Raw genomic sequence first — 24,871 nt, forward strand, 5'->3', positions numbered from 1 at the left:
AATTTGGAATTGTAATTCTGTTAAGGCAGGAGTCCATTTTTCATAATAAAAATAGAATTGTTATGAGCGAAAAAGAAGTAAAAAACACTGGGGTTGAGCAGAGTCGAAGCCTAGAGGAAATCTTTGATCAAAGAATTGCTAGGGATGAAAAGATTGAACCAAGAGATTGGATGCCAGAAAAGTATCGAAAAACACATATTAGGCAAATCTCTCAACATGCCCATTCAGAAATTGTAGGAATGTTACCAGAAGGAAATTGGATTTCCCGAGCACCTTCTATGCGCAGAAAAGTAGCGCTACTAGCCAAAGTACAGGATGAAGCTGGTCATGGTCTCTATCTTTATAGTGCTTGTGAAACACTTGGGATATCAAGAGATGAGTTATATGAACAATTGCATACAGGTAAAGCAAAATACTCCAGTATCTTTAATTATCCAACAATCACATGGGCAGATATTGGTGCTATTGGCTGGTTAGTAGATGGTGCGGCTATTATTAATCAGGTACCTTTATGTAGCACTTCTTATGGACCATATGCAAGAGCTATGGTACGTGTATGTAAAGAAGAAAGTTTTCATCAACGTCAGGGATATGAGATAATGATGACATTAGCAAAAGGAACACCAGAACAAAAAGAATTAGCGCAAGATGCTTTAAATCGATGGTGGTGGCCTTCATTAATGATGTTAGGGCCTACAGATGCAGAATCTGTGCACACAGAGCAATCTATGAAATGGAAATTAAAACGTAAAACTAATGACGAGCTACGTCAGCAATTTATAGACCAAACTGTTCCACAAGCAGATTTAATAGGACTTACAATTCCAGATCCAGAATTGAAATGGAATGAAGAAACTGGTCATTATGACTTTGGAGAAATTGATTGGGATGAGTTTTGGCAGGTAGTAAAAGGTCATGGTCCATGTAACAAAGAACGTTTGTCGGCTAGAGTAAATGCTTGGGAAGAAGGAGAATGGGTGCGTGATGCAGCAATGGCCTATGCAGAAAAACAAGACACTAGGAAACTTAAAAAAGTGATATAATAGTTTTTGCTTAAACAGTTGGATAAGTGAATTTAGCTAAAAAAATATAAACAGATGAAAAACAATTGGCCACTTTGGGAGGTGTTTGTAAGAAGTAAGAATGGCTTAGAACATCGCCATTTTGGAAGCCTACATGCTGCAGATGCAGAAATGGCTTTAGAAAATGCTAGAGATGTATATACACGTAGGAATGAAGGAGTAAGTATATGGGTTGTAGAATCCAAACATATTACAGCCTCAAACCCCGAAAATAGGGAAGAACTTTTTGATCCTGCTCAGGATAAAGTATACAGACATCCTACCTTCTATACATTACCAGATGAAGTAAAGCATATGTAAGAAGCAAGAATGAAGTCACCCTGATCTAAGTCGAAGGGTAATACATGCTTAACTAAAGCAAACTTAAAAATGAAAAACGAAAATAAAATACAATACATCTATGGGATCGCCGATAATGCTTTAATCCTTGGTCAGCGATTATCAGAATTATGTGGTCATGGACCAAATCTGGAAACTGATATTGCAATGACCAATATGGCATTAGATCTATTAGGGCAGACACGAAGTTATTATCAATATGTAGCACAACTGTCGGGAGATGATAAAACCGAAGATGATATTGCCTTTTTAAGAAGTGAAAGACAATATAAAAATGTACTCCTGGTTGAGCAACCTAATAGGCATTTTGGCTATGTGATTACAAGACAGTTCTTTTATGATGTTTTTCATTTACTTCTTTTACAGGAATTACAGAATAGTAGTGATGAAACCCTTTCAGCTATAGCCAAAAAAGGAATTAAAGAAGTAAGTTATCATCAACGATTTTCATCAGATTGGATAAAAAGATTGGGAGATGGTACAGAAGAAAGTCATCAAAAAGTTCAAGAGGCAATTGATGACCTTTGGAGATTTACAGATGAGTTATTCCATATGACAGATGATGATGATATGGCTTTGCAAGATAATATTGGGGTAAATACTATTGCTCTTAAAGAAAGATATGTACAAATGGTAAAAGAAGTGTTTGATGAAGCTACACTTACAATACCCGAAACAAAATGGTTTCAAAAAGGAGGTAAGCAAGGAGTACATAGCGAACATATGGGGTATTTACTTTCTGATTTGCAATATATGCAACGTGCATATCCAAATATGAAATGGTAATCAACTTGGATAGTATTGTCATCCTTAACTTGTTTTAAGATTAGTATTCGATAAAATAATGACTGTACAATTAGAACAACATATTGATCCAAAGTTAATTCCAATTCTGGAAGGAGTTCATGATCCAGAAATTCCGGTATTGTCCATTATGGATATGGGAGTTGTTCGTTATGCGCAAATGCAAGAGAATATTGCTAAGATTAAAATCACTCCAACATATAGTGGTTGTCCGGCAATGGATGTTATTGGGGATGATATTATTGATGCTTTTACAAAAGTAAATATCAAAGCCGAGGTTTCCTTGGTGTTATCACCAGCGTGGACTACAGATTGGATTACGTCAAGAGGTAGAAAAGCATTAGAAGCATACGGAATTGCAGCACCTCTTTCTGAAGAAGCTGATAAAGAAGCATTATTGGGCAATAAGAAGATTGTAAAATGTACTCAATGTGGTTCAATACATACAAAATTAGTAAGTCAATTTGGCTCGACTGCCTGTAAAGCACTTTTTCAGTGTGAGGATTGCCTCGAACCTTTTGATTATTTCAAATGTTTAAAATGACAACTCCATTACCCCGATGATTGAAAGTAGAACAGTAGAGTCTCAAAAGTAAAATTAGAATAATGTTAGGATTAAGGACAACAATATATAAAGTTGATGATTTGGATAAGGCTAAGAAATGGTATTCTGAGGCTTTTAATAAAACACCATATTTTGATGAACCTTTTTATGTTGGATTTAATATCGCAGGATATGAACTAGGATTATTACCAGAACAAACTCTAGAAGACAAAAAAACTGGAGGAGTATTATCATATTGGGGTGTTGAGGATATACATTCAACATATCAAAAATTACTCCAATTGGGAGCTGTCGAACATGAAAAACCAACAAATGTTGGAGGAGAAATAATGGTGGCCTCTGTAAAGTGTCCTTGGAATAATATTATAGGAATTATTTATAACCCAGAATTTAAAATAGAGAATTAAAAATATGTCTTCAATCCAATTGCAAATTGAAAATGGAGTAGCACGGGTAACGTTAAACCGTCCAGAAACATTTAATAGTTTTAATAGAGAAATGGCTTTATTGTTGCAAAAAACATTAGACGAATGCAATACAAATGAAGAAGTAAGAGCAATAGTTCTTACCGGTAATGGAAAAGCATTTTGTGCAGGCCAGGATCTCAATGAAGTTACCTCACCCGAATTAAATCCGGGTTTTAGAAAAATACTTGAAGAACATTATAATCCAATTGTAGAAAGGATAAGAACAATAGAAAAACCAATTATTGCTGCAGTAAATGGCGTAGCTGCTGGAGCAGGAGCAAATATAGTTTTGGCTTGTGATATTGTTGTCGCTTCTGAAGCTGCTAGTTTTATTCAGGCCTTTAGTAAAATTGGATTAATTCCTGATAGTGCAGGAACTTTCTTCCTGCCTAGATTAATTGGCTTTCAAAAAGCATCAGCATTAATGATGTTAGGAGATAAAGTATCCGCAAACCAAGCTGAAGAATTAGGGATGCTGTATAAAGTGTTTTCTATTGAAACTTTTGAAGAAGAAGTGACTAAACTAGTTTCAAAACTGGCAAAAATGCCAACAAAAGCTCTGGGACTAACCAAAAGGTTATTAAATCAATCTATGGTCAATACGCTTAAAGAACAATTGGCAATGGAATCAGATTTACAGATAGAAGCTGCAGAAAGTGAAGATTATACAGAGGGTGTAAATTCATTTATAGAAAAAAGAAAACCAATATTTAAAGGCAAGTAAATTAAAAATATAAAACAGAAAAATGATAAAGGTAAAAGTGATTAGAAATAGAAGGAAACTTTAGACTTTTATATTTTACATTTAAAATTTATGATTTATAAAGTAGGAGTAATAGGATCAGGAACAATGGGAAGTGGTATTGCTCAGGTAGCTGCCACGGCTGATTGTAATGTAAAAGTATTTGATACAAAACAAGAAGCTTTAGATAAAAGTAAAGCAGCTCTGGAGAAAGTTCTTTCTCGTTTAATAGAAAAAGGAAGAATAGATGAAACTGAAAAAACTCGTATACAATCCAATATTTCATATGTAAATACTTTAAAAGAGCTTAAAGATGCAGATCTAACCATTGAGGCTATTATTGAAGATATTGATATTAAAAAGAAAGTGTTTTCAGAATTAGAAAGTTATGTTTCAGAAGATACAATTATTGCTTCAAACACATCTTCTTTATCCATTGCTTCCATAGCTTCTTCATTGCAAAAACCAGAACGATGTATAGGGATTCATTTTTTTAACCCGGCACCTTTAATGAAATTAGTTGAAGTAATACCAGCGGTACAGACTTCTGCTAAAGTTATGGATAAGGTTGTGAGCATAATTAAGGATTGGAAGAAAGTAGTTGCAATAGCAAAAGATACCCCTGGATTTATTGTAAATAGAGTTGCAAGACCTTTTTATGGAGAATCGTTACGAATTTATGAAGAAGGGTTAGCTGATGTAGCGACTATAGATTGGAGTCTAAAAACTTTGGGAGGGTTTAGAATGGGACCTTTCGAATTGATGGATTTTATTGGTAATGATATTAATTATACAGTGACAGAAACCGTTTTTAAGGCCTTTTATTATGATGCTAGATATAAACCCTCTTTTACCCAAAAAAGATTATCTGAAGCAGGATATTTAGGAAGAAAATCAGGCAAAGGGTATTATGATTATGGTACTAATGTCGTAAAACCATTTCCAAAAGAAGATGCAGCACTAGCAAAATATATTTTTGATAGAGTATTAGTAATGTTGATAAATGAAGCTGCAGATGCACTTTTCTGGAATATTGCTTCTGCAGAAGATATTGATAATGCAATGACCAAAGGGGTGAATTATCCAAAAGGATTATTAACCTGGGCAGATGAAAAAGGAATTGACTGGTGTGTTAACACATTAGACAGTTTATACGATGAGTATCATGAGGATAGATATCGATGTAGCCCATTGTTAAGAAGAATGAATAGGGAGAAAAAAACTTTTTTCAGCAAGAAATTAGTTTCAGATAACTAGTATAATAAGAATGATAAAATCAGAAACTATTCCTCATAAGATGCTGTCTCAGGACGCTTTCAGTCAATGGTTAGGAATCGAGGTGCTCGAAGTTGTAAAAGGGAGGTGTAAAGTAGGAATGATGGTACGAAAGGAAATGCTTAATAGCATGGGAAAAGCACATGGTGGAATTAGCTATTCATTAGCTGATACTGCTTTTGGCTTTTCGGCTAATACTCATGGAAAATATGCAGTCTCTATAGAGACTTCTATCAATCATATTGAAGCATTAGAAGAAGGGGACTATTTAACCGCAGAAGCAGTAACAGATATTGCTAAAACCAAGGTTGGTTTCAATATTGTGGAAGTAAAGAGAGGAAATGATATTGTAGCGTTGTTTAAAGGAGTAGTATATAGAACCAGTAAAGACTGGGAAGAATAAATGTAAAACTGAAAAATATAAAATTTAAAAGTGAAAACTGTTCAGAAATATGATCTTCAGTTGAGGCTAGTAAAGTTTTCAGCAAGTATTATTCTTAATGTAAATGCATTAAACAAGTCTTTTGCATCTGAACATTTGACTAAGCAATTAATTCGCTCTGTTACTTCGGCTGCATTAAATTATGGAGAAGCTCAAAGTGCAGAATCGAGAAGGGATTTTATTCATAAAATGAAAATATGTCTTAAGGAGTTAAGAGAGTCACAAGTAAATCTACAGATTTTAAGTGAGGCAAAATTAATTAACGATTATGATAAGCTTGATAAGATTATACAAGAATGTAAGGAACTAGTAGCAATTTTTACCACTAGTATTAAAACATCAAATACAAAATAAAATATAAAACTAAAAAGGTGAAATTGTAAAAATTGAAGATGAAACTTTTGATTTTTCAATTTTACATTTAAAATTTAAAATTTTGAAAGAAGCATATATCATAGATGGAGTGCGAACTCCGATAGGAAGTTATAAAGGAACATTGTCGGCTGTGAGAACAGATGATTTAGGAGCTTTGGTAATTGAAAAATTAATAGAAAAGAATCCAAATATTCCAAAAGAAGCTTATGATGATGTAATTATGGGATGCGCTAATCAGGCAGGTGAAGATAATCGTAATGTTGCAAGAATGTCTGCATTATTAGCAGGTCTTCCTTTTAACGTTCCGGGAGAAACGATAAATCGTTTATGTAGTTCTGGGTTATCTGCAATAGTTCATGCAAATCGTGCAATTAAAACTGGAGACGGAGATCTTTTTATTTCTGGAGGAGTAGAAAATATGACACGTGGACCTTATGTAATAGCTAAGCCATCATCAGCTTTTGGTAATGATTCCAAAATGTATGATTCTAGCTTTGGATGGCGTTTTGTAAATCATAAAATGCATGAACTTTATGGAACAGATGGTATGGGAAATACTGCGGAAAACTTAGTAGAAAAATATAACATTTCTCGCGAAGATCAGGATGCATTTGCATATTGGAGTCAGATGAAAGCTGCCGCAGCACAAAAATCAGGAAGGTTAGCTAAAGAGATAGTGACAGTAGAAATCCCTCAACGTAAAAAAGAACCAATTCTTTTTTCCAATGATGAGTTTATAAAAGCAAACACCACTAAAGAAGTATTAGGTAAGCTTCGTGCAGCCTTCAAAAAAGATGGAAGCGTAACTGCAGGGAACTCCTCAGGACTTAATGATGGTGCAGCAGCAACTATAATTGCATCTGAAGATGCTGTAAAGAAATATAACCTAAACCCCATTGCAAGAATCGTAAGTTCTGCTGTGGTTGGAGTAGAACCAAGAATTATGGGAATAGGCCCCGTTCAAGCATCTAATAAGGCATTAGAAAAAGCAGGGATTACAATGGATGATGTAGATGTTATCGAACTTAATGAAGCTTTTGCTTCTCAGGCGTTAGCGTGTATAAGAGAATGGGGATTAGCAGATAATGATCCAAGAATAAACCCTAATGGCGGATCAATAGCAATAGGACATCCATTAGGAGTAACGGGCGCCAGAATAGCATATTCGGCAGCTTTAGAATTAAAAGAACAAAATAAACGATATGCTTTAATCACAATGTGTGTTGGAGTAGGTCAAGGATATGCTTGTGTAATAGAAAATACAAGTTTGTAAATTAAGTATAACCATAAAGGGAATTAGATTATAATTCCAGCGTAGGCTGAATCCATTTTAAAAAAGAATAAGATGAATCTGAGAAACGCAAGAATGAACTTAAGGAAGGCTAAGATTAACTTAAGTAATGCAAGAATTGATTTGAGGAATGCAAGAACGAATTTTAGAAATGTTAGAATAGACTCAAATAGTACAAAAATGAACTTAAGAAATGCAAGAATAGACCTTAGAAATGCACTTATAGGTCTTAGGAATGCAGGAGTAGAATTAGAAGACGCAAGAATTGGTATGAGGGATGTAAGAATGAAATTATAATATAAAGTATAATAAAAAAAACACCCACCTAAGAATTCCCCTTTTGGGGTTAAAGGGTTGACTTATGAAAAAACTAGAAAGCTACATAAATGGGAAATGGGTTGCCGGTTCCGGAGACGGAATGGTAATGCACGATGCTGTTACAGGTGAAGTTATTGGTCATTCTACGACTGATGGATTAGATATTCCGGAAGTATTACAATATGGTAGAACTAAAGGAGGAGAAATTCTTAGAAAAATGACCTTTCAAGAGCGTGGAAATATGCTTAAAACCTTAGCATTATTTCTTACCAAGCGAAAAGAAGAATTTTATGAATTAAGTTACCGTTCTGGAGCTACCCGAATTGATAGCTGGATAGATATCGAGGGAGGCTTTGGAAACCTGTTTGCCAATGCATCTCTAAGAAAACTTTTTCCAAATCAGTCTTATCATGTAGAAGGTGATCCAATAGATCTCTCCCGAGGAGGAAGGTTTATGGCACATCATATTTTAGTGCCTAAAAGAGGAGTAGCAGTGCATATTAATGCATTTAATTTCCCTATATGGGGAATGTTAGAAAAGTGTGCTACAAACTGGATGGCTGGAGTACCTGCGGTAGTTTTACCAGCACCACAAACCGCATATTTGACCGAAGCAGTAGTACGGGTAATTATAGATTCAGGAATATTACCAGAAGGCGCTTTGCAATTGCTTAGCGGAATGACAAAGTCAATATTGGATACGGTATCTTCTCAAGATGTAGTGACGTTTACAGGTTCTGCACATACAGGAAGAATACTCAAAGCACATCCAAGGTTAATAGAAGAATCCGTTCCTTTTACAATGGAAGCAGATTCTTTAAATGCCTCTGTGCTAGGAAAAGATGCAGTGCCGGGAACACCAGAATTTGACCTGTTTATTAAAGAAGTCAGAAAAGAAATGACAGTAAAATCTGGTCAGAAATGTACTGCTATTCGTAGGATTATTGTACCAGCTACTTTGGTTGAAGATGTACAAATAGCTTTAGGTAAACAGTTAGATAAAGTTACTATAGGAGATCCAAGGTTGAAAGAAGTACGAATGGGAGCCTTAGCTAGTAAAAAGCAGGTAGAAAGTTTTAGAAATAATGTTACAGAAATTGCTAAAACAGCACAGCTGGTATATGGTGATTTGGATAAAATAGAAACCATTGGAGCAGATGCTCAAAAGGGAGCTTTTGTCTCTCCGATTTTACTAAGAGAAGATGAGCCATTTAAAAATACCAATGTTCATGAAATTGAAGCTTTTGGACCAGTATCTACAATCATGCCTTATGATACTTTGGAGGATGCGATTACGTTATCTCAAATGGGTAAAGGATCATTAGTATCTTCTATTTTTACATATGATGATAAGATCGCAAGAGATTATATCGTAGGAGCGGCTTCGCATCATGGACGTATTTTGGTAGGAAATAGAGAAAATGCAAAGCAGAGCACAGGTCATGGATCTCCATTGCCGTTACTAACTCATGGAGGTCCGGGAAGAGCTGGAGGAGGAGAAGAAATGGGAGGAATGCGTGGTATCAAGCATTTTATGCAACGATGTGCTATACAAGGTACACCAACAACACTAACAGAAGTAACAGGCATTTACCAGGCAAATTCTAAATATAAAGTGTCTGAAAAACATCCATTTTCATATCATTGGGAAGATATAGAGCCAGGAATGTCTATCAAAACTCATAAACGTACAGTAACCGATACTGATATTATTAATTTTGGAAACCTTACATGGGATCACTTCTATGCACATACCGATATTACATCCTTAGAAGGAAGTATCTTTGAAAAACGAACTGCTCATGGATATTTTATCCTTGCCGCTGCAGCTGGTTTATTTGTGTATCCTAATAAAGGCCCGGTAGCTGCGAACTATGGACTAGAAGAATGCAGGTTTCTAAGACCTATTTATCATAATGATACTGTTTACGTAAGATTAACATGTAAACAAAAGGTAGATCGGGATCATAGAGGCAAAGAACTCCCTAGCGGAATTGTAAAATGGTTTGTAGAAGTATTTGATCAGGAAGATGAATTAGCAGCAATAGCTACTATTCTAACAATGGTACAAAAGAAATCTCCATTTATACAAGTTGACAGATCAAATATCGAAGGATATTTAGCAAAATTAGCAGAAGATACTAAACCTAAGTGGGGCATATTATCACCACAGCACATGGTTGAACATATCGAGAAGACGATTAGAATTGGATCTGGCGAAATTCAGGATTTTGAGATTGCTACGCCAGAGAAATATCTCGAGAAAGTACAGGAGATGGTATATAATCATAAACCAATGCCAAAAGGACATCAACATCCTTTGATGAAAGAAGGTGAATTGGAAGAGTTAATGCATCCAGATTTGACCGCTGCAAAGTTAAAGCTGATAGAGGCTCTTAATGAGTTTGAAGTGTATTTTAAAGAAAATCCAAATGCTATAACCAAAAATGCAGTATTTGGAGAGATGAATAAATTTGAATGGGACCTATTAAACGTAAAACATTTGAATCATCACTTTGAACAATTTGGACTTTTTGATTAAATAAAAATAAATGTCATCCTGAGCCTGTCAAAGGAAATGTGATATATAAAGAATGTAAAACCGAAAAATGTAAAATGTTAAATAAAAAAGTAACATATCATTACTTAAGACTTTACACTTTTACATTTAAAATTTGATATTTAAATTGACACAACCATACGTAAATATAAATATAGAAAATCAAGTTGGGATTATAGAATTTTTTCATCCTGCTCATAATTCGTTACCCGGAGATATTCTGGCAAAACTAGCACAAACTATTACAGAAGCTGGAACTAATGATGAGATCAAAGTAATAGTATTAAAAAGTGGCAGAGATAGAACCTTTTGTGCCGGAGCGAGTTTTAAAGAATTGATCAATATTAATGATGCCGAAACTGGAAAAGTATTTTTCTCTGGTTTTGCTAATGTGATTAACGCTATGCGAAAATGCCCAAAATTCATTATTGGACGTGTACAGGGTAAAACTGTAGGTGGGGGAGTAGGACTTGCTTCAGCAACCGATTACTGTATGGCAACCAAGTATGCATCAATAAAGCTAAGCGAACTTAATGTTGGGATAGGACCATTTGTCGTAGGGCCAGCTGTAGAACGTAAAATAGGGTTATCTGCAATGACACAGATTGCAATTGATGCAAATTCATTTTATGATGCAGAATGGGCCAAAGATAAAGGATTGTTCACCAAGGTTTTTGAAGATATAGAAACTTTAGATGCAGAAGTAAAAGTTTTTGCAGAACATTTATGTACATATAATCCAGAAGCAATGGCAGATATGAAAAAAGCATTCTGGACAGGAACAGAAGATTGGGATACACTATTGGCTGATAGAGCTGTAATTAGTGGACGATTGGTACTAAGCGATTTTACCAAAGAAACTTTAAAAAGGTTTAAATAGGGTTGAAAGTGTAAATTATAAAATGGGATGAATCAAAAATATGATTTACAAGAAAGGCTTATGAAATTTTCAGCAAGTATTATTCTTAATGTAAGTGATTTTAAAATATAAAACCGAAAAATGTAAAATACTAAATGGAAAAGTTATTAAATATGATTACTGCTTACTTTAGATTTTTAGATTTCACATTTATAATTTGATATTTAACAATGATTTATAGCTTCAAAGGATATATACCTGTAGTACACGAAAGTAGTTTTGTGCATCCATTAGCAGCAGTAACGGGGAATGTAATTATAGGAAAAAATTGCTATATCGGTCCTGGAGCTGCAATACGTGGTGATTGGGGTGAAATTATCCTTGAAGATGGAGTTAATGTACAAGAAAACTGTACGGTACATATGTTTCCAGGAAAATCAATTGTACTTAAAGAAAGTGCACATATTGGACACGGAGCAGTGATTCACGGTGCAAATTTAGGCAGAAATTGTTTGATAGGAATGAATACGGTAATTATGGACGATGCAGAGATAGGAGATGAATGTATCGTGGGAGCAATGTCTTTTGTAAAAGCAAATACAATATTTCCAAAACGAAGTTTAATTATAGGAAATCCAGCCAAAGTGATCAAGGAGGTAAGTGATGATATGATCGCTTGGAAAACAAAAGGAACACGATTGTATCAGGAGTTACCTGGAGATTGTTTTGAATCATTACAGGAGGTCGAACCTTTGCGGGAAGTGCCAAAGGATCGACCAATGCAAGATGCGTTTTATAAAACATTAGAAGAGTTTAAGAATAAATAGACCATAAAATTTGTCATCCCAGACTTGATCTGGGATCTATAATAACAGAAAATGAAGTGATGGATTCCAGCTTATGCTGGAATGACAAAAAAGTTAATGATAAATAACATAGTATAAACATTAAACTAACAAACATTAGTTAACCAAAATGGCAATAATTGAATTAAAAATGCCCAAAATGGGCGAGAGTATATCAGAAGCTACCATTCTTAATTGGTTAAAGAATGTAGGCGATACAGTAGAAGAAGATGAAACCATTTTAGAAGTAGCTACAGATAAGGTAGATTCTGAAGTTCCTTCTCCTTGTGCAGGAGTAATTACAGAAATATTGTTTCAATCTAACGAAGTAGTCGAAATAGGAAAAGTGATTGCTATTATTAATGAAGATACTATTCAAGGAACTAAGAAGACAATAACCAAAGAAAATGTTTCTGTTACTAAAGAGACTCTTTCGATAAAAAATAAAGAAATATCTGACTCAAACCCAAAAAGAGAATATACAACTCAAAAACTGGTGTCTAATCCAGATGCATTTTTATCTCCATTAGTACTTAGCATAGCCCAAAAAGAAAACTTAACATTAGAAGAAGTACAAAGCATTCAGGGAACAGGAACAGAGGGTCGAATTCGCAAAAGCGATGTGATGCACTATATAAAAAACAGAAAGTATCCTTTGCCAAGCAGACCGCCGCAGTTAGAAGCTCCCAAATCGAGCTATAATGCTCCACCTGTTGCATTTGTAGAGGGTAAAGACCGTATTGTAGAAATGGATCGTATGCGTAAAATGATCGCAGATCATATGGTGTACTCTAAACATACATCTCCTCATGTGACGAGTTATATCGAAGTTGATGTAACCAATATTGTGAATTGGAGAAATAAAGTGAAAATAGCATTTCAGGAAAAACATGGAGAGAAACTAACGTTTACACCAATTTTTGTAGAAGCAGTTGCAAAAGCAATTCAAGAGTATCCAATGATTAATGTTTCTGTGGATGATAAAAATATTGTAGTCCATAGTGATATTAACATTGGTATGGCAACAGCATTACCCAATGGAAACCTCATTGTTCCTGTGGTGAAAAACGCAGACGAGAAGAATCTCCTTGGATTAGCTAAGAGAGTGAATCATCTGGCAAATAATGCAAGGAATAATGATTTAAAACCAGATGAGGTTAAAGGAAGTACGTTTACAATTTCTAATGTAGGAACATTTGGTAGCCTAATGGGAACACCAATTATAAACCAACCAGAAGTGGCAATTCTGGCTTTAGGAATCATAAAGAAAAGGCCTGAAGTAATTACCACAGAAAAAGGAGATGAAATTGCAATACGAAGTATGATGTATTTATCCTTATCCTTTGACCATAGAGTGGTAGATGGATTTCTAGGAGGGTCATTTCTACGTAAAGTTGGTGATGAATTAGAAGCTTTTGATAGTAATAGAGAGATTTAAAAAATTAGAGTTAACAAAATTCCCTTTTATGAAGGGATAGAGGATTGTTGGTATATACCCGAAGTCATTAAAAATATAAAAAAAATGGAAGAACAAATCAAAATTAGAAGGACCTCAAATTCGAAATTAAAGGATATTGATTTTGATAATATTCCTTTGGGAAGAACTTTTACTGATCATATGTTTGTATGTGAATATGAAGACGGAGCTTGGAAAAACCCTCGAATAGAGCCTCTGGAATTGATTCCAACACACCCGGCTGCGATGGCTTTACACTATGGTCAAGCAATTTTTGAAGGCATGAAAGCTACCGTTGGTAACAACAATATACCATTGTTGTTTAGGCCTGAAGAGAACGCAAAACGATTTAATCACAGTGCTGCCAGAATGGGAATGCCTGCTGTTCCTGAAACCCTTTTTGTAGAAGCTGTGAAACAAATTGTCGGTGTTGAGCAAAATTGGATTCCACCACAAGAAGGTAGTGCATTGTATTTACGTCCGTTCATGTATGCAGATGAGCCTTTTATAGGAATGCGTGCAGCGACAAGCTATAAATTCATTGTAATCTGTTCTCCTGCGGGACCATTTTTTACAAAAAAAATAAGACTATATGCAGAAACAGAATATATAAGAGCAGCTGACGGGGGAACAGGAGAAGCAAAAGCAGCAGGAAACTATGCTGCAGCCATCTTACCTACCGAAAAAGCAAAAGCAAAAGGATACGATCAAGTGTTATGGTTAGATGCCAATGAGCATAAATATATTCAGGAAGTGGGAACAATGAATATCTTTTTCAAAGTCGATGGTCGATTTATTACTCCAAGTACAAATGGATCCATTCTAAAAGGAATTACCAGAGATAGTGTAATTACTTTGTTAAATGATAAAGGTTTCGAAGTGGAGGAACGCCCGATTACTATAGATGAAGTGATTGCATTTTCAAAAGAAGGAAAGCTAGAGGAAGCTTTTGGTACTGGTACAGCAGTTGCTATAGCAATGATAGAAGCAATAGGATATATGGATGAAGTAATTACATTGCCAGAAAATAACCCGGTAAGTCAGGATATGAAAAATACTCTTGATGAAATAAAGATGCAGAAGAGAGAAGATAAACATGGCTGGATTATACCAGTAAATGTAGAAGAAAAAGTAGGATAAATGTTTAGATGCTTGAAAAAGCAATCTGTATTTCAAAAATTTGAAAATTATGTTAGCCCAAAAAACAATAGCAAAAGAAGTATTACAAAAAGCATTTTCTACGTTATGCACCGCAAAAAGTATGACCGAACTCTATGAAGAGAATTTTAAAACGGTTTCTAAATATGTACATGCCACGTCCAGAGGACATGAAGCTATTCAGATTGCTACTGCGATGCAACTATTACCTCAGGATTATGCGTTTCCATATTATAGAGATGATTCGATGTTGTTAGGTATCGGAATGCGCCCATACGACCTGATGCTACAATTATTGGCTAAAAAAGATGATCCTTTTTCTGGAGGAAGAACTTATTATTCACACCCAAGTTTAAGGGATGATGATAAACCTAAAATACCACATCAATCCTCGGCGACAGGGATGCAGGCAATTCCAGCAACGGGAGTGGCTATGGGGATGCAGTATAAAGAATTAATAGGTATTGATCATAGTACAGAAAACGAGTCAGGTACGAGTGAGATATCCAAGAGACCTCTGGTCGTGTGTTCTTTGGGAGATGCTTCGGTCACTGAAGGAGAAATTGCAGAAGCATTTCAGATGGCTGCCCTAAAGCAATTACCGATTTTATATTTAGTGCAGGATAATGGGTGGGATATTTCGGCTAATGAAGCCGAAACCCGAGCGCAAAACGCTTTTGAATATGCAGCAGGATTTAATGGCCTTGAAGCCATTTCTATTGATGGAGCAAATTTTACAGAAAGCTATCTGGCGATACAAGAGGCGATTAAAACAATACGGGAAGAACGTAGACCAATACTTGTACATGCAAAAGTACCATTATTAAACCACCATACATCTGGAGTAAGAATGGAGTGGTATCGAGATGACTTAGAGGAGGCTCGTTCTCGTGATCCATATCCCGTATTGAGGAATCAATTGCTTGAGAATGGATTTACAGAAAAAGAAGTAGATACAATCGAAGCTGATGCAAAAGTTACTGTATCTAAGGATTTACAGGAAGCTATGAAAGCTGAAGATCCCAAACCAGAGGATCTGTTTACTCACGATTTTGCGCCAACACCTATTACAGAAGAAAAGGGAGAACGATCTCCTTCAGATAAGGAAGAAGTGGTGATGGTAGACTGTGCTTTATTTGCGGTTGAAGAATTAATGAAGGAACACACAGAATGTTTATTGTATGGACAAGATGTAGGGGGACGATTAGGAGGAGTTTTTAGAGAAGCAGCAACATTAGCTCAAAAATTTGGAGACGAACGTGTATTTAACACACCAATCCAGGAGGCCTTTATCGTTGGATCAACAGTGGGGATGTCTGCCGTAGGTTTAAAACCGATTGTAGAGGTACAATTTGCAGATTATATATGGCCAGGATTAAATCAGTTGTTTACAGAGGTGAGTAGATCTTGTTACTTATCTAACGGAAAATGGCCTGTATCTATGATTTTAAGAGTGCCTATTGGAGCATATGGTAGTGGTGGACCCTATCATTCTTCTTCTGTAGAATCAGTGGTTACTAATATTCGTGGAATCAAGATTGCATATCCAAGTAATGGTGCTGATCTTAAAGGACTTATGAAAGCTGCATATTATGACCCTAATCCAGTAGTGATTTTAGAACATAAAGGATTGTATTGGTCTAAAGTTAAAGGAACGGAAGCAGCAAGAACTATAGAACCGTCAGAAGAGTATGTGTTGCCCTTTGGGAAAGCTAATATTGTACAACGTATTTGGCCACAGGATGAAAAAGAAACATTGACTGTGGTTACTTATGGTATGGGAGTTCATTGGGCATTGAATGCTACAAAAAGTATAAAAGATACTGTTGAAATTATTGATTTACGAACACTGTTTCCGTTAGACGAAGAAACGATTATAGAATCGGTTAAAAAGACTAAAAAATGTCTTGTGGTTACTGAAGAGCCAAGTAATAATTCGTTTGCCAGAGCTTTAGCAGGAAAAATTCAGGAAGAATGTTTTAAATCCTTAGATGCACCGGTTATGACTATAGGGTCAGAAAATATGCCTGCTATTCCATTGAATAGTACATTAGAACAAACAATGATTCCTTCTACAGCGAAAGTAAAAGCTAAAATTAATGAATTGTTGAAATATTAGGGCTTTATTTTTTCCTAAAAATACCAAAAAGCTCATTTCCTTGTCGTTCGGGAATAGAGTTATAGCATTTTTCGAAAATAATGGTTTCAAAATGTGTTTCCAGGTATGATAAATACTCTTTTTTATCTCCACCAAAAGGGCGCTTTTCCATATCGTCTGTAAGCGGAATATCAAACCATAGGCCTACTAATTTCCCGTCGGGATTAAGAAGGTTTGACATTTGGAGAACATATGTTGATCGGTTTTCTGGAGTAGGAACAAATGAACAAAAAAAGGTTTGTTCAATAATGAGATCATAACTCCCTTTTAAAGTAAAAAAATCACCTAATATCAACTGCGATTTGGGGAAATCAGGAACCCGTTGGGCAAATGTATCAAGAGGAGTTTGAGAAATATCTAAGACATACACATTATGAAACCCATTTTGAAATAAATACTCTGCTTCATAGGCGTTCCCCGCTCCAGGAATAAGGATGTTAATAGTTTTGTCGGTTAATTGATCAATATAATTTTTTAGAGGAGTCGCAACATATCCAATATCCCAACCTGTACGATTTTCGGTATATCGTTGTGTCCAATATGCATTTTCTTGGGATTGATTCATATATGATTTGTTTCTTGGATATTATTTTTTGATTTATATTATTCAATACTATTTTTAGAGAAAAGCACATTGCGTTGCCTCAGCTCTTTTTTGTTTCCAGATAGTTCTATTTTTCCGGATAATCTGATATCAATAGATGATGCTCCAATTTTAAAATCATAAATCCCAGGCTCAATCACCCAGTTATCATTGGTATAATAGGCTAGTTGTTCTGGAGAAACCAAAATAGTTATTTTTCTCTTTTTTCCTTTTTTAATATTGGTTCTAACAAACCCCTTTAATTCAATAGGTTCAAGTTCTTTGATATTAGGAGGAGGACTTACATAAAGTTGAACAATTTCCGCAGCATCATATTTACCAGTATTTTCAATTTCAAAAGAGATAGGTATCCGCTCATCGTTTATATCTACATTTTTGGGTAGGGAAAGGTTATCATAAGAAAAAGAAGAATAGCTTAAACCATATCCGAAAGGATACATGGGGGTATCTGAAGAGTCGTAACCTTTGCTATACCATATCGATGTTTGTTCATTAGTACGAGGATAGGTAAGGGTTAATTTTCCTGAAGGGCTAACCTTGCCTTGTAGTATATCAGCTAATGCGTTTCCTCCTTCTTCTCCTGGAAACCACGCTTGTAAAATTGCTGCACATCCTGGTTCTATAGCAGTAATAATTTGTGGGCGCCCACCAAATAAAATCAATACAACAGGTTTTCCGGTTTCAATTAACTGTTTCACAAAATTTTCCTGCTCTCCTGGTAATCGAATATCTTTTCGATCTCGGCCTTCTCCTACCAAGTAAAGATTTTCTCCCATTGCAGCTATTATAATGTCACTCTCTCTAGCAATATCTATAGCTTTAGCAGTATTAGGAGTGGGTAGATCTTTAATATTCAAATACTCTAAATTTTTGCTTCGTTCATCACCCAGAGCACCATCAACTTTTTCTATTTCGTCACTCATAGATTTAGTCCAATCACACCCTCTTTCATAAGCAATATGTATTTCTTTATCCAAATTACTTTTCAGTCCATCAAGAAGTGTAACTAGTTTAGGATTGTTGGGATCGATAGGATATTTCCACCAGTAAGCTGCTAAGGATTGGTATGTGTAATCACCAAGCAATGATTGTACAGCTGCCGCATTTGGACCTACGACAGCGATGTTTTTTAATTTAGTAGAGATAGGTAAAACCCCATTGTTTTTTAACATCACAATCGATTGACAAGCCGATTCATATGCTCTCTTTCTATTTTCGGGTGGATCAAAATCTAATTTCTTTCCTTTTTCTAATACACTATTTTTGTCAAGTAAGCCTAGCCGTTCTTTTAATAATAGTACTCGTTCTACCGATGTATTAAGTGTTTCTTGTGATACAGTACCATCTTCCAGCGCTTCTTTTAAGTAGGGAAAACTCATCCCAAAAGGTAATTCAACATCTAATCCGGCATTAATACTTTTTACTCCTGCATCTTTGTCATCTTTTGCATATTTGTATTTTGTAAAAACCTGTTTTACAGACCAAAAATCTGATATTGCTACACCATTAAACCCAAGTTTTGTACGTAATATATCAACTAATAATTCTTTGTTTGCTGAACAAGGTATTCCTTTAAATGCATGGTAACCTGCCATAGCACTCTGGGCATTTCCTAACCTTATCGTTGCTTCATGCGGCAATAATGTTTCTTCATAAAACACCTTTTCATCATCTGTGCCTCCTGCATATCCTGCAAAATGTTTGGTTGTCGCCGCAACTCCTTTAGTAAGATCATCTCCTTGTAATCCTTTGACAAAGGCGAGGCCCATTCGGGCAATAAAGTAAGGTTCTTCACCAAAGCTTTCTTCTATTCTACCCCAATGTGAATTTCTACAGATATCAAGCATTGGAGAAAGTGCTTGAGTAGCGCCTACTTGTCGCATGAGTTTTGCAGACATCGCTGTATTTTTTCTTAAAAGATCGGGATTCCATGTACAGCCCATTCCTATCTGTTGAGGTAGGGTTGTAGCTCCTTTTGCTGCAAATCCCGAAATTGCTTCTTCATGAAATATTGCAGGTATCCCATTTGGGGTTTCGTTGATCAAATATTGCTGCAAGTCCTGAATCACTTTTTTAAGTTCATCAGGATCAAGATCGGTTGACGAGGAAAACTGAGCAAAATGTCCTATGCCATGAGGTATTTTCTTTCGACATGAATCCAGAGATAGAGTTTTTCCATTTAATAAATCTCTAAGCCATGCTCCTTGTAGTTGAGCAATCTTTTCTTCATTGGGCATTTTATTTAGAAGCTCATGAACTTTTGTTGTTTGATTTTGAAAATGATTATTCTTTGTTTTTGATTGACAACAGATACATAATATCATACTTGATATTATTAATACTTTTATCGTCGTATTCTTCATTATTGGTTTGGTTTTTAGGTTGGTTTTTGTCAGGTAACATCTTTACTTATCCATTTTGCAGGAACTAAATTTATTAGTCGTTTCTTATACAATTTATAGTGGTGCAAAATAATTTATAAAGTTACAAAAGGGAACTATATATTTACTTTAGATACTATTTAAAATCTTAAATAGTATTATTTTCTAGATGGTGATAAGATGTTTTTAAAGGATTAAGAATATATATTCATATGAGGATAATTAATTGAATAGCCCTCTTAAACGAAACGTAAAACTATAATCATCAGTCTGGTAACGATATTTGTCCAAAGGATATGCTCCCCATGAATTAATACCACCAACACCCATTTGTAAATGATCCAGACAAATAGAAATGTCATCTTCTTTTTTTAGATCATATTGGTGCATACTTCCTCGTTGTTTCTGTGTCAGTGCTTCAGGACTATAAGGTAAAATACTAAAGCTAAAAGAAGATTCTCCCAAGATTTGTAGCTGAACTTTGTTGATATTTTGTAATATTAATCTCTTTGTATCTTCTCTATTTCCAGTTTCTTGCGGACTGATATATTGATGTGCCATATCTGTTATTTTTTTCTCATATAGCCCGATATGAGCAGCATATTTACGATCTACATAATTTTCAAAAGGACCTCGACCATACCACTGTACATGATCAAAAGCCTGTGGCGCTTTAAAATACAACCCAAGTCGTGGCAATTCTGGTAATTTGAGATCCCTTGTTTTAAAATCACAATGTATTTGAATAGTACCTTCGGAATCTATAGTATATATCATTTCAAAATTACATTGTACATCTTGTAGGTAGAGCTCAGTTTTAATAATTATTTGTGTTGATGATTGATGTAGGATTTCAAGGTGTTTTAATATTGTGTGCATTCCTGCATATCTCCATATTTTAGTTCGTTCTGGCATCTGATTCCCAAAATCATTATCATTAGGAGCTCTCCAGAAATTAGGTCGTATTGCTTCAGTAATACATTCGGTTCCCTTGTAGTTATAAGAATTTATGAGCCCCGTAAGAGTGTGTATAGAGGTCTTGAAATTATCTCCTGTGATTACATATTCTTGTTTGTTTTTTAGAACAGAAAGACCACCATAATTTGGTTTTTCCAGATGTTCTATTTTAGGATCATCAAATAATAAAAATTGCTCTTTTGCAATTTCGTGACCTATGGAGATAGAGCTGTCATTACCATAGTACAATGCTGCTAAGTTTAGAAAACAGGTTGTATTTGTAGAGTCATTAATTGTATTGTACTCTACATGAAATTGTTTTGACTTTCCGGGGAGTATATCTAACTTTTCAAAAACACCAGATTTTAATATTTTGTCCTGAGTCCAAACCTCCCATCGAATTTTAATATCAGAAAGTGAAATAAAATCAAAATCATTACTGATTTGGATATTACCTTTTTCAAGATCAATAGCTTTAAAATTAATGGGTTGGTAACATTTTTTTACTTCCCAAATAGCAGGATGAGGTTGACGATCAGGAAATAGTAACCCATTAATACAAAAATTACCGTCACTCGGTGTATTAGAAGGCCCAAAATCACCGCCAAATTTCCAATATTTTTGGCCATCATCAGTATACCCTTCAATTCCTTGATCTACCCAATCCCAGATGAAACCACCTTGTAGGGCTTTATATTTATTGATTAAATCCCAATACTCCTTTAGGTTGCCTACGCTATTTCCCATAGCATGAGCATATTCACACATGATATATGGTCTTTTTGTTTTTTTTTGAGCATATGTTTCGACCTGCTTAATAGATGGATACATCGGACAAACAATATCAGTATTTTCTTCTTCACCAGCCTGTTCGAATTGTGTTGGTCTGGAATCATCCTTTGATTTAAGCCATTGATATGCTGCTTTAAAATTTGAACCATTTCCAGCTTCATTACCCAAAGACCATATAATAATCGAGGGATGGTTTTTGGTACGTTCAAACATTCGACGTACTCTATCCATGTGTGCTGTTTTCCATTCTGGTAAATTGCAAGGATGTATGGATTCGTCATAAGGGGTAGAATAATTAGAACCCATACCATGAGTTTCTATATTAGCTTCATCTACAACATATAGTCCATATTCATCACATAATTCATACCATCGAGCATCATTGGGATAATGACTATTACGCACAGCATTGATGTTATATTGTTTCATTAGTTTGATATCCTGTATCATACTTTCTTCAGAAACGATACGACCAGTTACTTCATCATGCTCATGGCGATTAACTCCTCGTACTGTAATTGCTTTTCCGTTAATGAGTAGTTGTGCATTTTTAATTTCTATTTTTCGAAATCCTACTTTGCATCCTACAATCTCCAGTATTTCATTATCTTGATCTAGCAGGGTCAATGACAATTGATATAGATTAGGAGTTTCTGCAGTCCATTTTTTTGGACAATGAAGAAATTCCTGAATGGTAAAAGATGCGTTTTCTGATACCGAAGTACATGAAATATTTTTGGAAAGTAGGATTTCTCTATTTTCAGAATATAACTCACATTGTATGGTTCCATTCCAAATGTGTTGTGTCAAATTCTGAAGTGAAATCTTAAGATCCAAAACTCCATCATTATAACCTGAAGTTAGGTTTCCGATGGCAAAAAAATCCTGGATATAAACCTGATCTCTTGAAAACAGATATACGTCTCGCTGAATACCACTTAAACGCCAAAAGTCCTGACACTCCAGATATGAGCCATCACACCAACGATATACTTCTACAGCAATGTTATTTTCTCCTGCTTTAAGGTGCTTGGTGATATTAAATTCAATCGGAGTCATAGAATCCTGATTATATCCTAACCATTCTCCATTAATCCAAAAGTGAGCTGCTGATTTTACAGACCCAAAATGAATAAATACTTGTCTATCTTTCCATTCACTAGGTATTATAAATGTCTTTTTATAAGAACCTACAGGATTATTATTATGAGGAATATGAGGAGGGTTTTTAGGAAATGGATAGCGATCGTTAACATAAATAGGAACCCCATATCCTTCTAATTCCCAATTTGCAGGCACTTTAATCTCTGCCCATGCAGAGGTGTCATATGTTTCTTCATAAAAACCTATTGGACGATTATCGGGAGTATCCACATATTTAAATTTCCACGCTCCATTGAGAGATAAATAGCATGAGGATTGTTCTTTTATATTTTGAAATAAAAATTTTGGATCATGATAAGGTATAAAGTTGGTATGAGGTGTTTCCTGACCAATATTAAAAACTTCAGGGTTTTCCCAGAAATGGCTACTATCAAAATTAATTCCTATTTTCATTTTATATTGCAGATAAGGTTATCATTCCAGAAATGGGGACTTTTATTGATGCCATACCTTTTTTAAAAGTATTTGTAGCATTTCCAATAAGGTTTCCTAGACAATCAAAAATTTTAGCATCATATGTGATGTGATCATGAATATGTTGTAGTATAATATCTTCTGAGGTTTTCGCATTAATAATGTCAATCATATTATGTTCACCTGATATTTCTATGATCAAATTGGCATGTACAGTAATAATTTGTTTTTCTTTTGAAGAAGCTTTAATCAATGGATAATTCTCTGAAGGCCCATTTGCTGTGAGATAACTGTCCAGCAATGTATCTCTATTTTTGATCCAATACTCGGTGTAAAAGTTGACCATTTGTTGATGAGTTGCTGAAATTTCATTTAATCTAACAGATATTTGCGGAACTGAAAATAATATATTCAGAAATTGTAAGGCAGCCAGTTCTACAGATTCTTCATAGTTCCACATAAACATATCTGAATGTACGGCTGTATTACCTGATAATAATCGTAAATCAATGACTCGTCGTCTGTTGGTTACGGCATCATTAGGGCAATCATGTGCTCTAAACATGTTACCACATTTTCGTAATACCGGACCAATATAATGTTGTCTGTACTCTATTAAAATATCGGGTTTTATAGCTGTTAAGGCTTTCATTACATCTGTCATCAATCGGTCAACAGCTGGACCAATAGCTGCATAATCTCTTCCGTTTTCGGTAGTTAAAACAGTATCTTTATAGGGAATAAAATGGTCAATAAAGTCTAATTTAAAGCCGTCCAAATCCCAATTTTTAAGTGCTTGTGCATAAGTATTCACCAGATAGTCTCTAATTTCGGGATACCTGGGGTCAAGAATAGCAGCTTGAAATTCTTCAGAGAAATGAAGAAATTTACCTTTAAACTGCTGAAAAGCTGTGGAATGTTTACCGAAAAAAGGTACCGAATACCAAAGCATTATTTTCATATTCAAATCATGAACTTCCTTCACAAAATTGGACATATCGGGAAAACGTTCTGGTAACCAGTCCCCCGTAAATGCGTAACCACGATTACTATCATTAGTTTGCCATCCATCATCTACAATAATTGTTTTATATCCTAATAAAGATGCTGTCCTGCACTCTTCTAATAAACTTTTGGTTGTAATATCCTGATGATAAGAATACCAAGTAGAGTACATAGGTAATTTGGCAATATCTGGCACAAACATGGGGGTGTACTCGGTCATGGAAGCCCACCACGAGCTGACTTTTCTTAGTGAATTTTCATAACGTTGTTTTCTATAATCAAGTAAAATACTTAGTTCGTATATGTCGAAATCAGGAACGGGATCTTTGAATAGAATCACATTACAATATATCCAACCATCTTCTTCTCGAAGTCCAGCACCTAACGATAATGTATGTATAGCATCTGAACAGGCAAACGTGTGTAGGTTTTCGTCATTATGCCCAAAAAGAGAAATAACGGGAGCCTCATATGCTGCGCGAGAAACGAGCATACGCTCGGCATCAAATTCAGCATATATACGTCTGTCACTTTCATAATTAGATAGCCATGTTCCTTTTAAATTAATGGCAGGAATTTTCCAGACTAGTTTTACTGGTTTTGTATTTTTAAGAGTTGAAGCTTGTAATTTTATTGTGACTTTAAATAACCCCTTTTCTAATTTCTGAACTTGATTTGATAATTCAAAAACAAAGGGTGTTGTTTTGGTATATATAGATATACCATTATATGGAAGTTGATCTTTACCAATGTCCTGGAGAAAATCCCATCCTTTTGTTGTTAAGTTAGCCATATAGGATTGTTATTATAAGTTTATG

21 protein-coding genes are annotated in these 24,871 nt (G+C 35.0%); 17 read left to right on the forward strand and 4 right to left on the reverse strand.

Features of this window, described 5'->3' with window-relative positions; translation table 11 throughout:
- The first annotated feature begins 62 nt into the window (after positions 1–62).
- The 17 genes from paaA (at position 63) to PQF96_RS25885 (ending at position 16,697) form a co-directional block, all read left to right on the forward strand.
- Positions 63–1,043 (forward strand): 1,2-phenylacetyl-CoA epoxidase subunit PaaA, encoded by a 981-nt coding sequence (gene paaA / locus PQF96_RS25805; RefSeq protein ID WP_271769702.1) that lies wholly within the window; start codon positions 63–65, stop codon positions 1,041–1,043.
- Between the two features lie 54 nt (positions 1,044–1,097).
- Complete coding sequence (paaB, locus tag PQF96_RS25810; RefSeq protein WP_271769705.1) at positions 1,098–1,382, forward strand: 1,2-phenylacetyl-CoA epoxidase subunit PaaB; 285 nt, start codon at positions 1,098–1,100, stop codon at positions 1,380–1,382.
- Positions 1,383–1,451: 69 nt separating this feature from the next.
- On the forward strand, positions 1,452–2,207 hold the full coding sequence (gene paaC / locus PQF96_RS25815; protein ID WP_143915715.1) for a 1,2-phenylacetyl-CoA epoxidase subunit PaaC: 756 nt from the start codon (positions 1,452–1,454) through the stop codon (positions 2,205–2,207).
- Positions 2,208–2,265: 58 nt separating this feature from the next.
- The gene (paaD, locus tag PQF96_RS25820) at positions 2,266–2,769 is read left to right on the forward strand and encodes a 1,2-phenylacetyl-CoA epoxidase subunit PaaD (RefSeq protein ID WP_271769707.1); all 504 of its coding nucleotides are present in this window, start codon (positions 2,266–2,268) and stop codon (positions 2,767–2,769) included.
- A gap of 62 nt (positions 2,770–2,831) precedes the next feature.
- Positions 2,832–3,197 carry a VOC family protein gene (locus PQF96_RS25825; RefSeq protein ID WP_271769710.1) on the forward strand — a complete coding sequence of 122 codons (366 nt, stop codon included), beginning with the start codon at positions 2,832–2,834 and terminating at the stop codon, positions 3,195–3,197.
- 4 nt (positions 3,198–3,201) lie between these two features.
- Entirely contained in the window at positions 3,202–3,981 is a 780-nt protein-coding gene (locus PQF96_RS25830; RefSeq protein WP_271769712.1) for an enoyl-CoA hydratase-related protein, read from the forward strand.
- 90 nt (positions 3,982–4,071) lie between these two features.
- Entirely contained in the window at positions 4,072–5,256 is a 1,185-nt protein-coding gene (locus PQF96_RS25835) for a 3-hydroxyacyl-CoA dehydrogenase NAD-binding domain-containing protein (RefSeq protein WP_271769714.1), read from the forward strand.
- A gap of 10 nt (positions 5,257–5,266) precedes the next feature.
- Entirely contained in the window at positions 5,267–5,677 is a 411-nt protein-coding gene (locus tag PQF96_RS25840; protein ID WP_271769717.1) for a PaaI family thioesterase, read from the forward strand.
- A gap of 30 nt (positions 5,678–5,707) precedes the next feature.
- Positions 5,708–6,070: a four helix bundle protein gene (locus PQF96_RS25845; RefSeq protein WP_271769720.1), complete on the forward strand. Its 363-nt coding sequence runs from the start codon at positions 5,708–5,710 to the stop codon at positions 6,068–6,070.
- 82 nt (positions 6,071–6,152) lie between these two features.
- The gene (pcaF, locus tag PQF96_RS25850) at positions 6,153–7,364 is read left to right on the forward strand and encodes a 3-oxoadipyl-CoA thiolase (protein WP_271769723.1); all 1,212 of its coding nucleotides are present in this window, start codon (positions 6,153–6,155) and stop codon (positions 7,362–7,364) included.
- Positions 7,365–7,457: 93 nt separating this feature from the next.
- A complete protein-coding gene (locus tag PQF96_RS25855; RefSeq protein ID WP_143915720.1) occupies positions 7,458–7,679 on the forward strand; it encodes an RND family efflux transporter in 222 nt (73 codons plus the stop codon).
- Positions 7,680–7,743: 64 nt separating this feature from the next.
- Positions 7,744–10,242, forward strand: coding sequence for a phenylacetic acid degradation bifunctional protein PaaZ (gene paaZ, locus PQF96_RS25860; protein WP_271769725.1), 2,499 nt, complete (start codon positions 7,744–7,746; stop codon positions 10,240–10,242).
- A 145-nt stretch (positions 10,243–10,387) separates the two neighbouring features.
- On the forward strand, positions 10,388–11,140 hold the full coding sequence (locus tag PQF96_RS25865; RefSeq protein ID WP_143917530.1) for an enoyl-CoA hydratase/isomerase family protein: 753 nt from the start codon (positions 10,388–10,390) through the stop codon (positions 11,138–11,140).
- 209 nt (positions 11,141–11,349) lie between these two features.
- Complete coding sequence (locus PQF96_RS25870; RefSeq protein ID WP_109433865.1) at positions 11,350–11,946, forward strand: acyltransferase; 597 nt, start codon at positions 11,350–11,352, stop codon at positions 11,944–11,946.
- A 178-nt stretch (positions 11,947–12,124) separates the two neighbouring features.
- The gene (locus PQF96_RS25875; RefSeq protein ID WP_408629617.1) at positions 12,125–13,402 is read left to right on the forward strand and encodes a dihydrolipoamide acetyltransferase family protein; all 1,278 of its coding nucleotides are present in this window, start codon (positions 12,125–12,127) and stop codon (positions 13,400–13,402) included.
- Positions 13,403–13,486: 84 nt separating this feature from the next.
- A complete protein-coding gene (locus tag PQF96_RS25880; RefSeq protein WP_271769730.1) occupies positions 13,487–14,560 on the forward strand; it encodes a branched-chain amino acid aminotransferase in 1,074 nt (357 codons plus the stop codon).
- Positions 14,561–14,609: 49 nt separating this feature from the next.
- Entirely contained in the window at positions 14,610–16,697 is a 2,088-nt protein-coding gene (locus tag PQF96_RS25885) for an alpha-ketoacid dehydrogenase subunit alpha/beta (protein WP_271769732.1), read from the forward strand.
- 4 nt (positions 16,698–16,701) lie between these two features.
- On the opposite strand, the gene PQF96_RS25890 is transcribed toward PQF96_RS25885, so the two are convergent.
- From PQF96_RS25890 to PQF96_RS25905, 4 genes are all read right to left on the reverse strand, one after another.
- Positions 16,702–17,301, reverse strand: coding sequence for a methyltransferase domain-containing protein (locus PQF96_RS25890; RefSeq protein ID WP_271769734.1), 600 nt, complete (start codon positions 17,299–17,301; stop codon positions 16,702–16,704).
- Between the two features lie 38 nt (positions 17,302–17,339).
- Positions 17,340–19,703, reverse strand: coding sequence for a glycoside hydrolase family 3 N-terminal domain-containing protein (locus PQF96_RS25895; RefSeq protein WP_271769737.1), 2,364 nt, complete (start codon positions 19,701–19,703; stop codon positions 17,340–17,342).
- Between the two features lie 240 nt (positions 19,704–19,943).
- Complete coding sequence (locus tag PQF96_RS25900; RefSeq protein ID WP_271769739.1) at positions 19,944–23,027, reverse strand: glycoside hydrolase family 2 TIM barrel-domain containing protein; 3,084 nt, start codon at positions 23,025–23,027, stop codon at positions 19,944–19,946.
- Position 23,028: 1 nt separating this feature from the next.
- A complete protein-coding gene (locus PQF96_RS25905) occupies positions 23,029–24,846 on the reverse strand; it encodes a glycoside hydrolase family 36 protein (RefSeq protein WP_271769742.1) in 1,818 nt (605 codons plus the stop codon).
- Positions 24,847–24,871 lie beyond the last annotated feature (25 nt).

It is taken from the genome of Aquimarina algiphila (genome assembly GCF_947494415.1).
Taxonomy (GTDB): domain Bacteria; phylum Bacteroidota; class Bacteroidia; order Flavobacteriales; family Flavobacteriaceae; genus Aquimarina; species Aquimarina algiphila.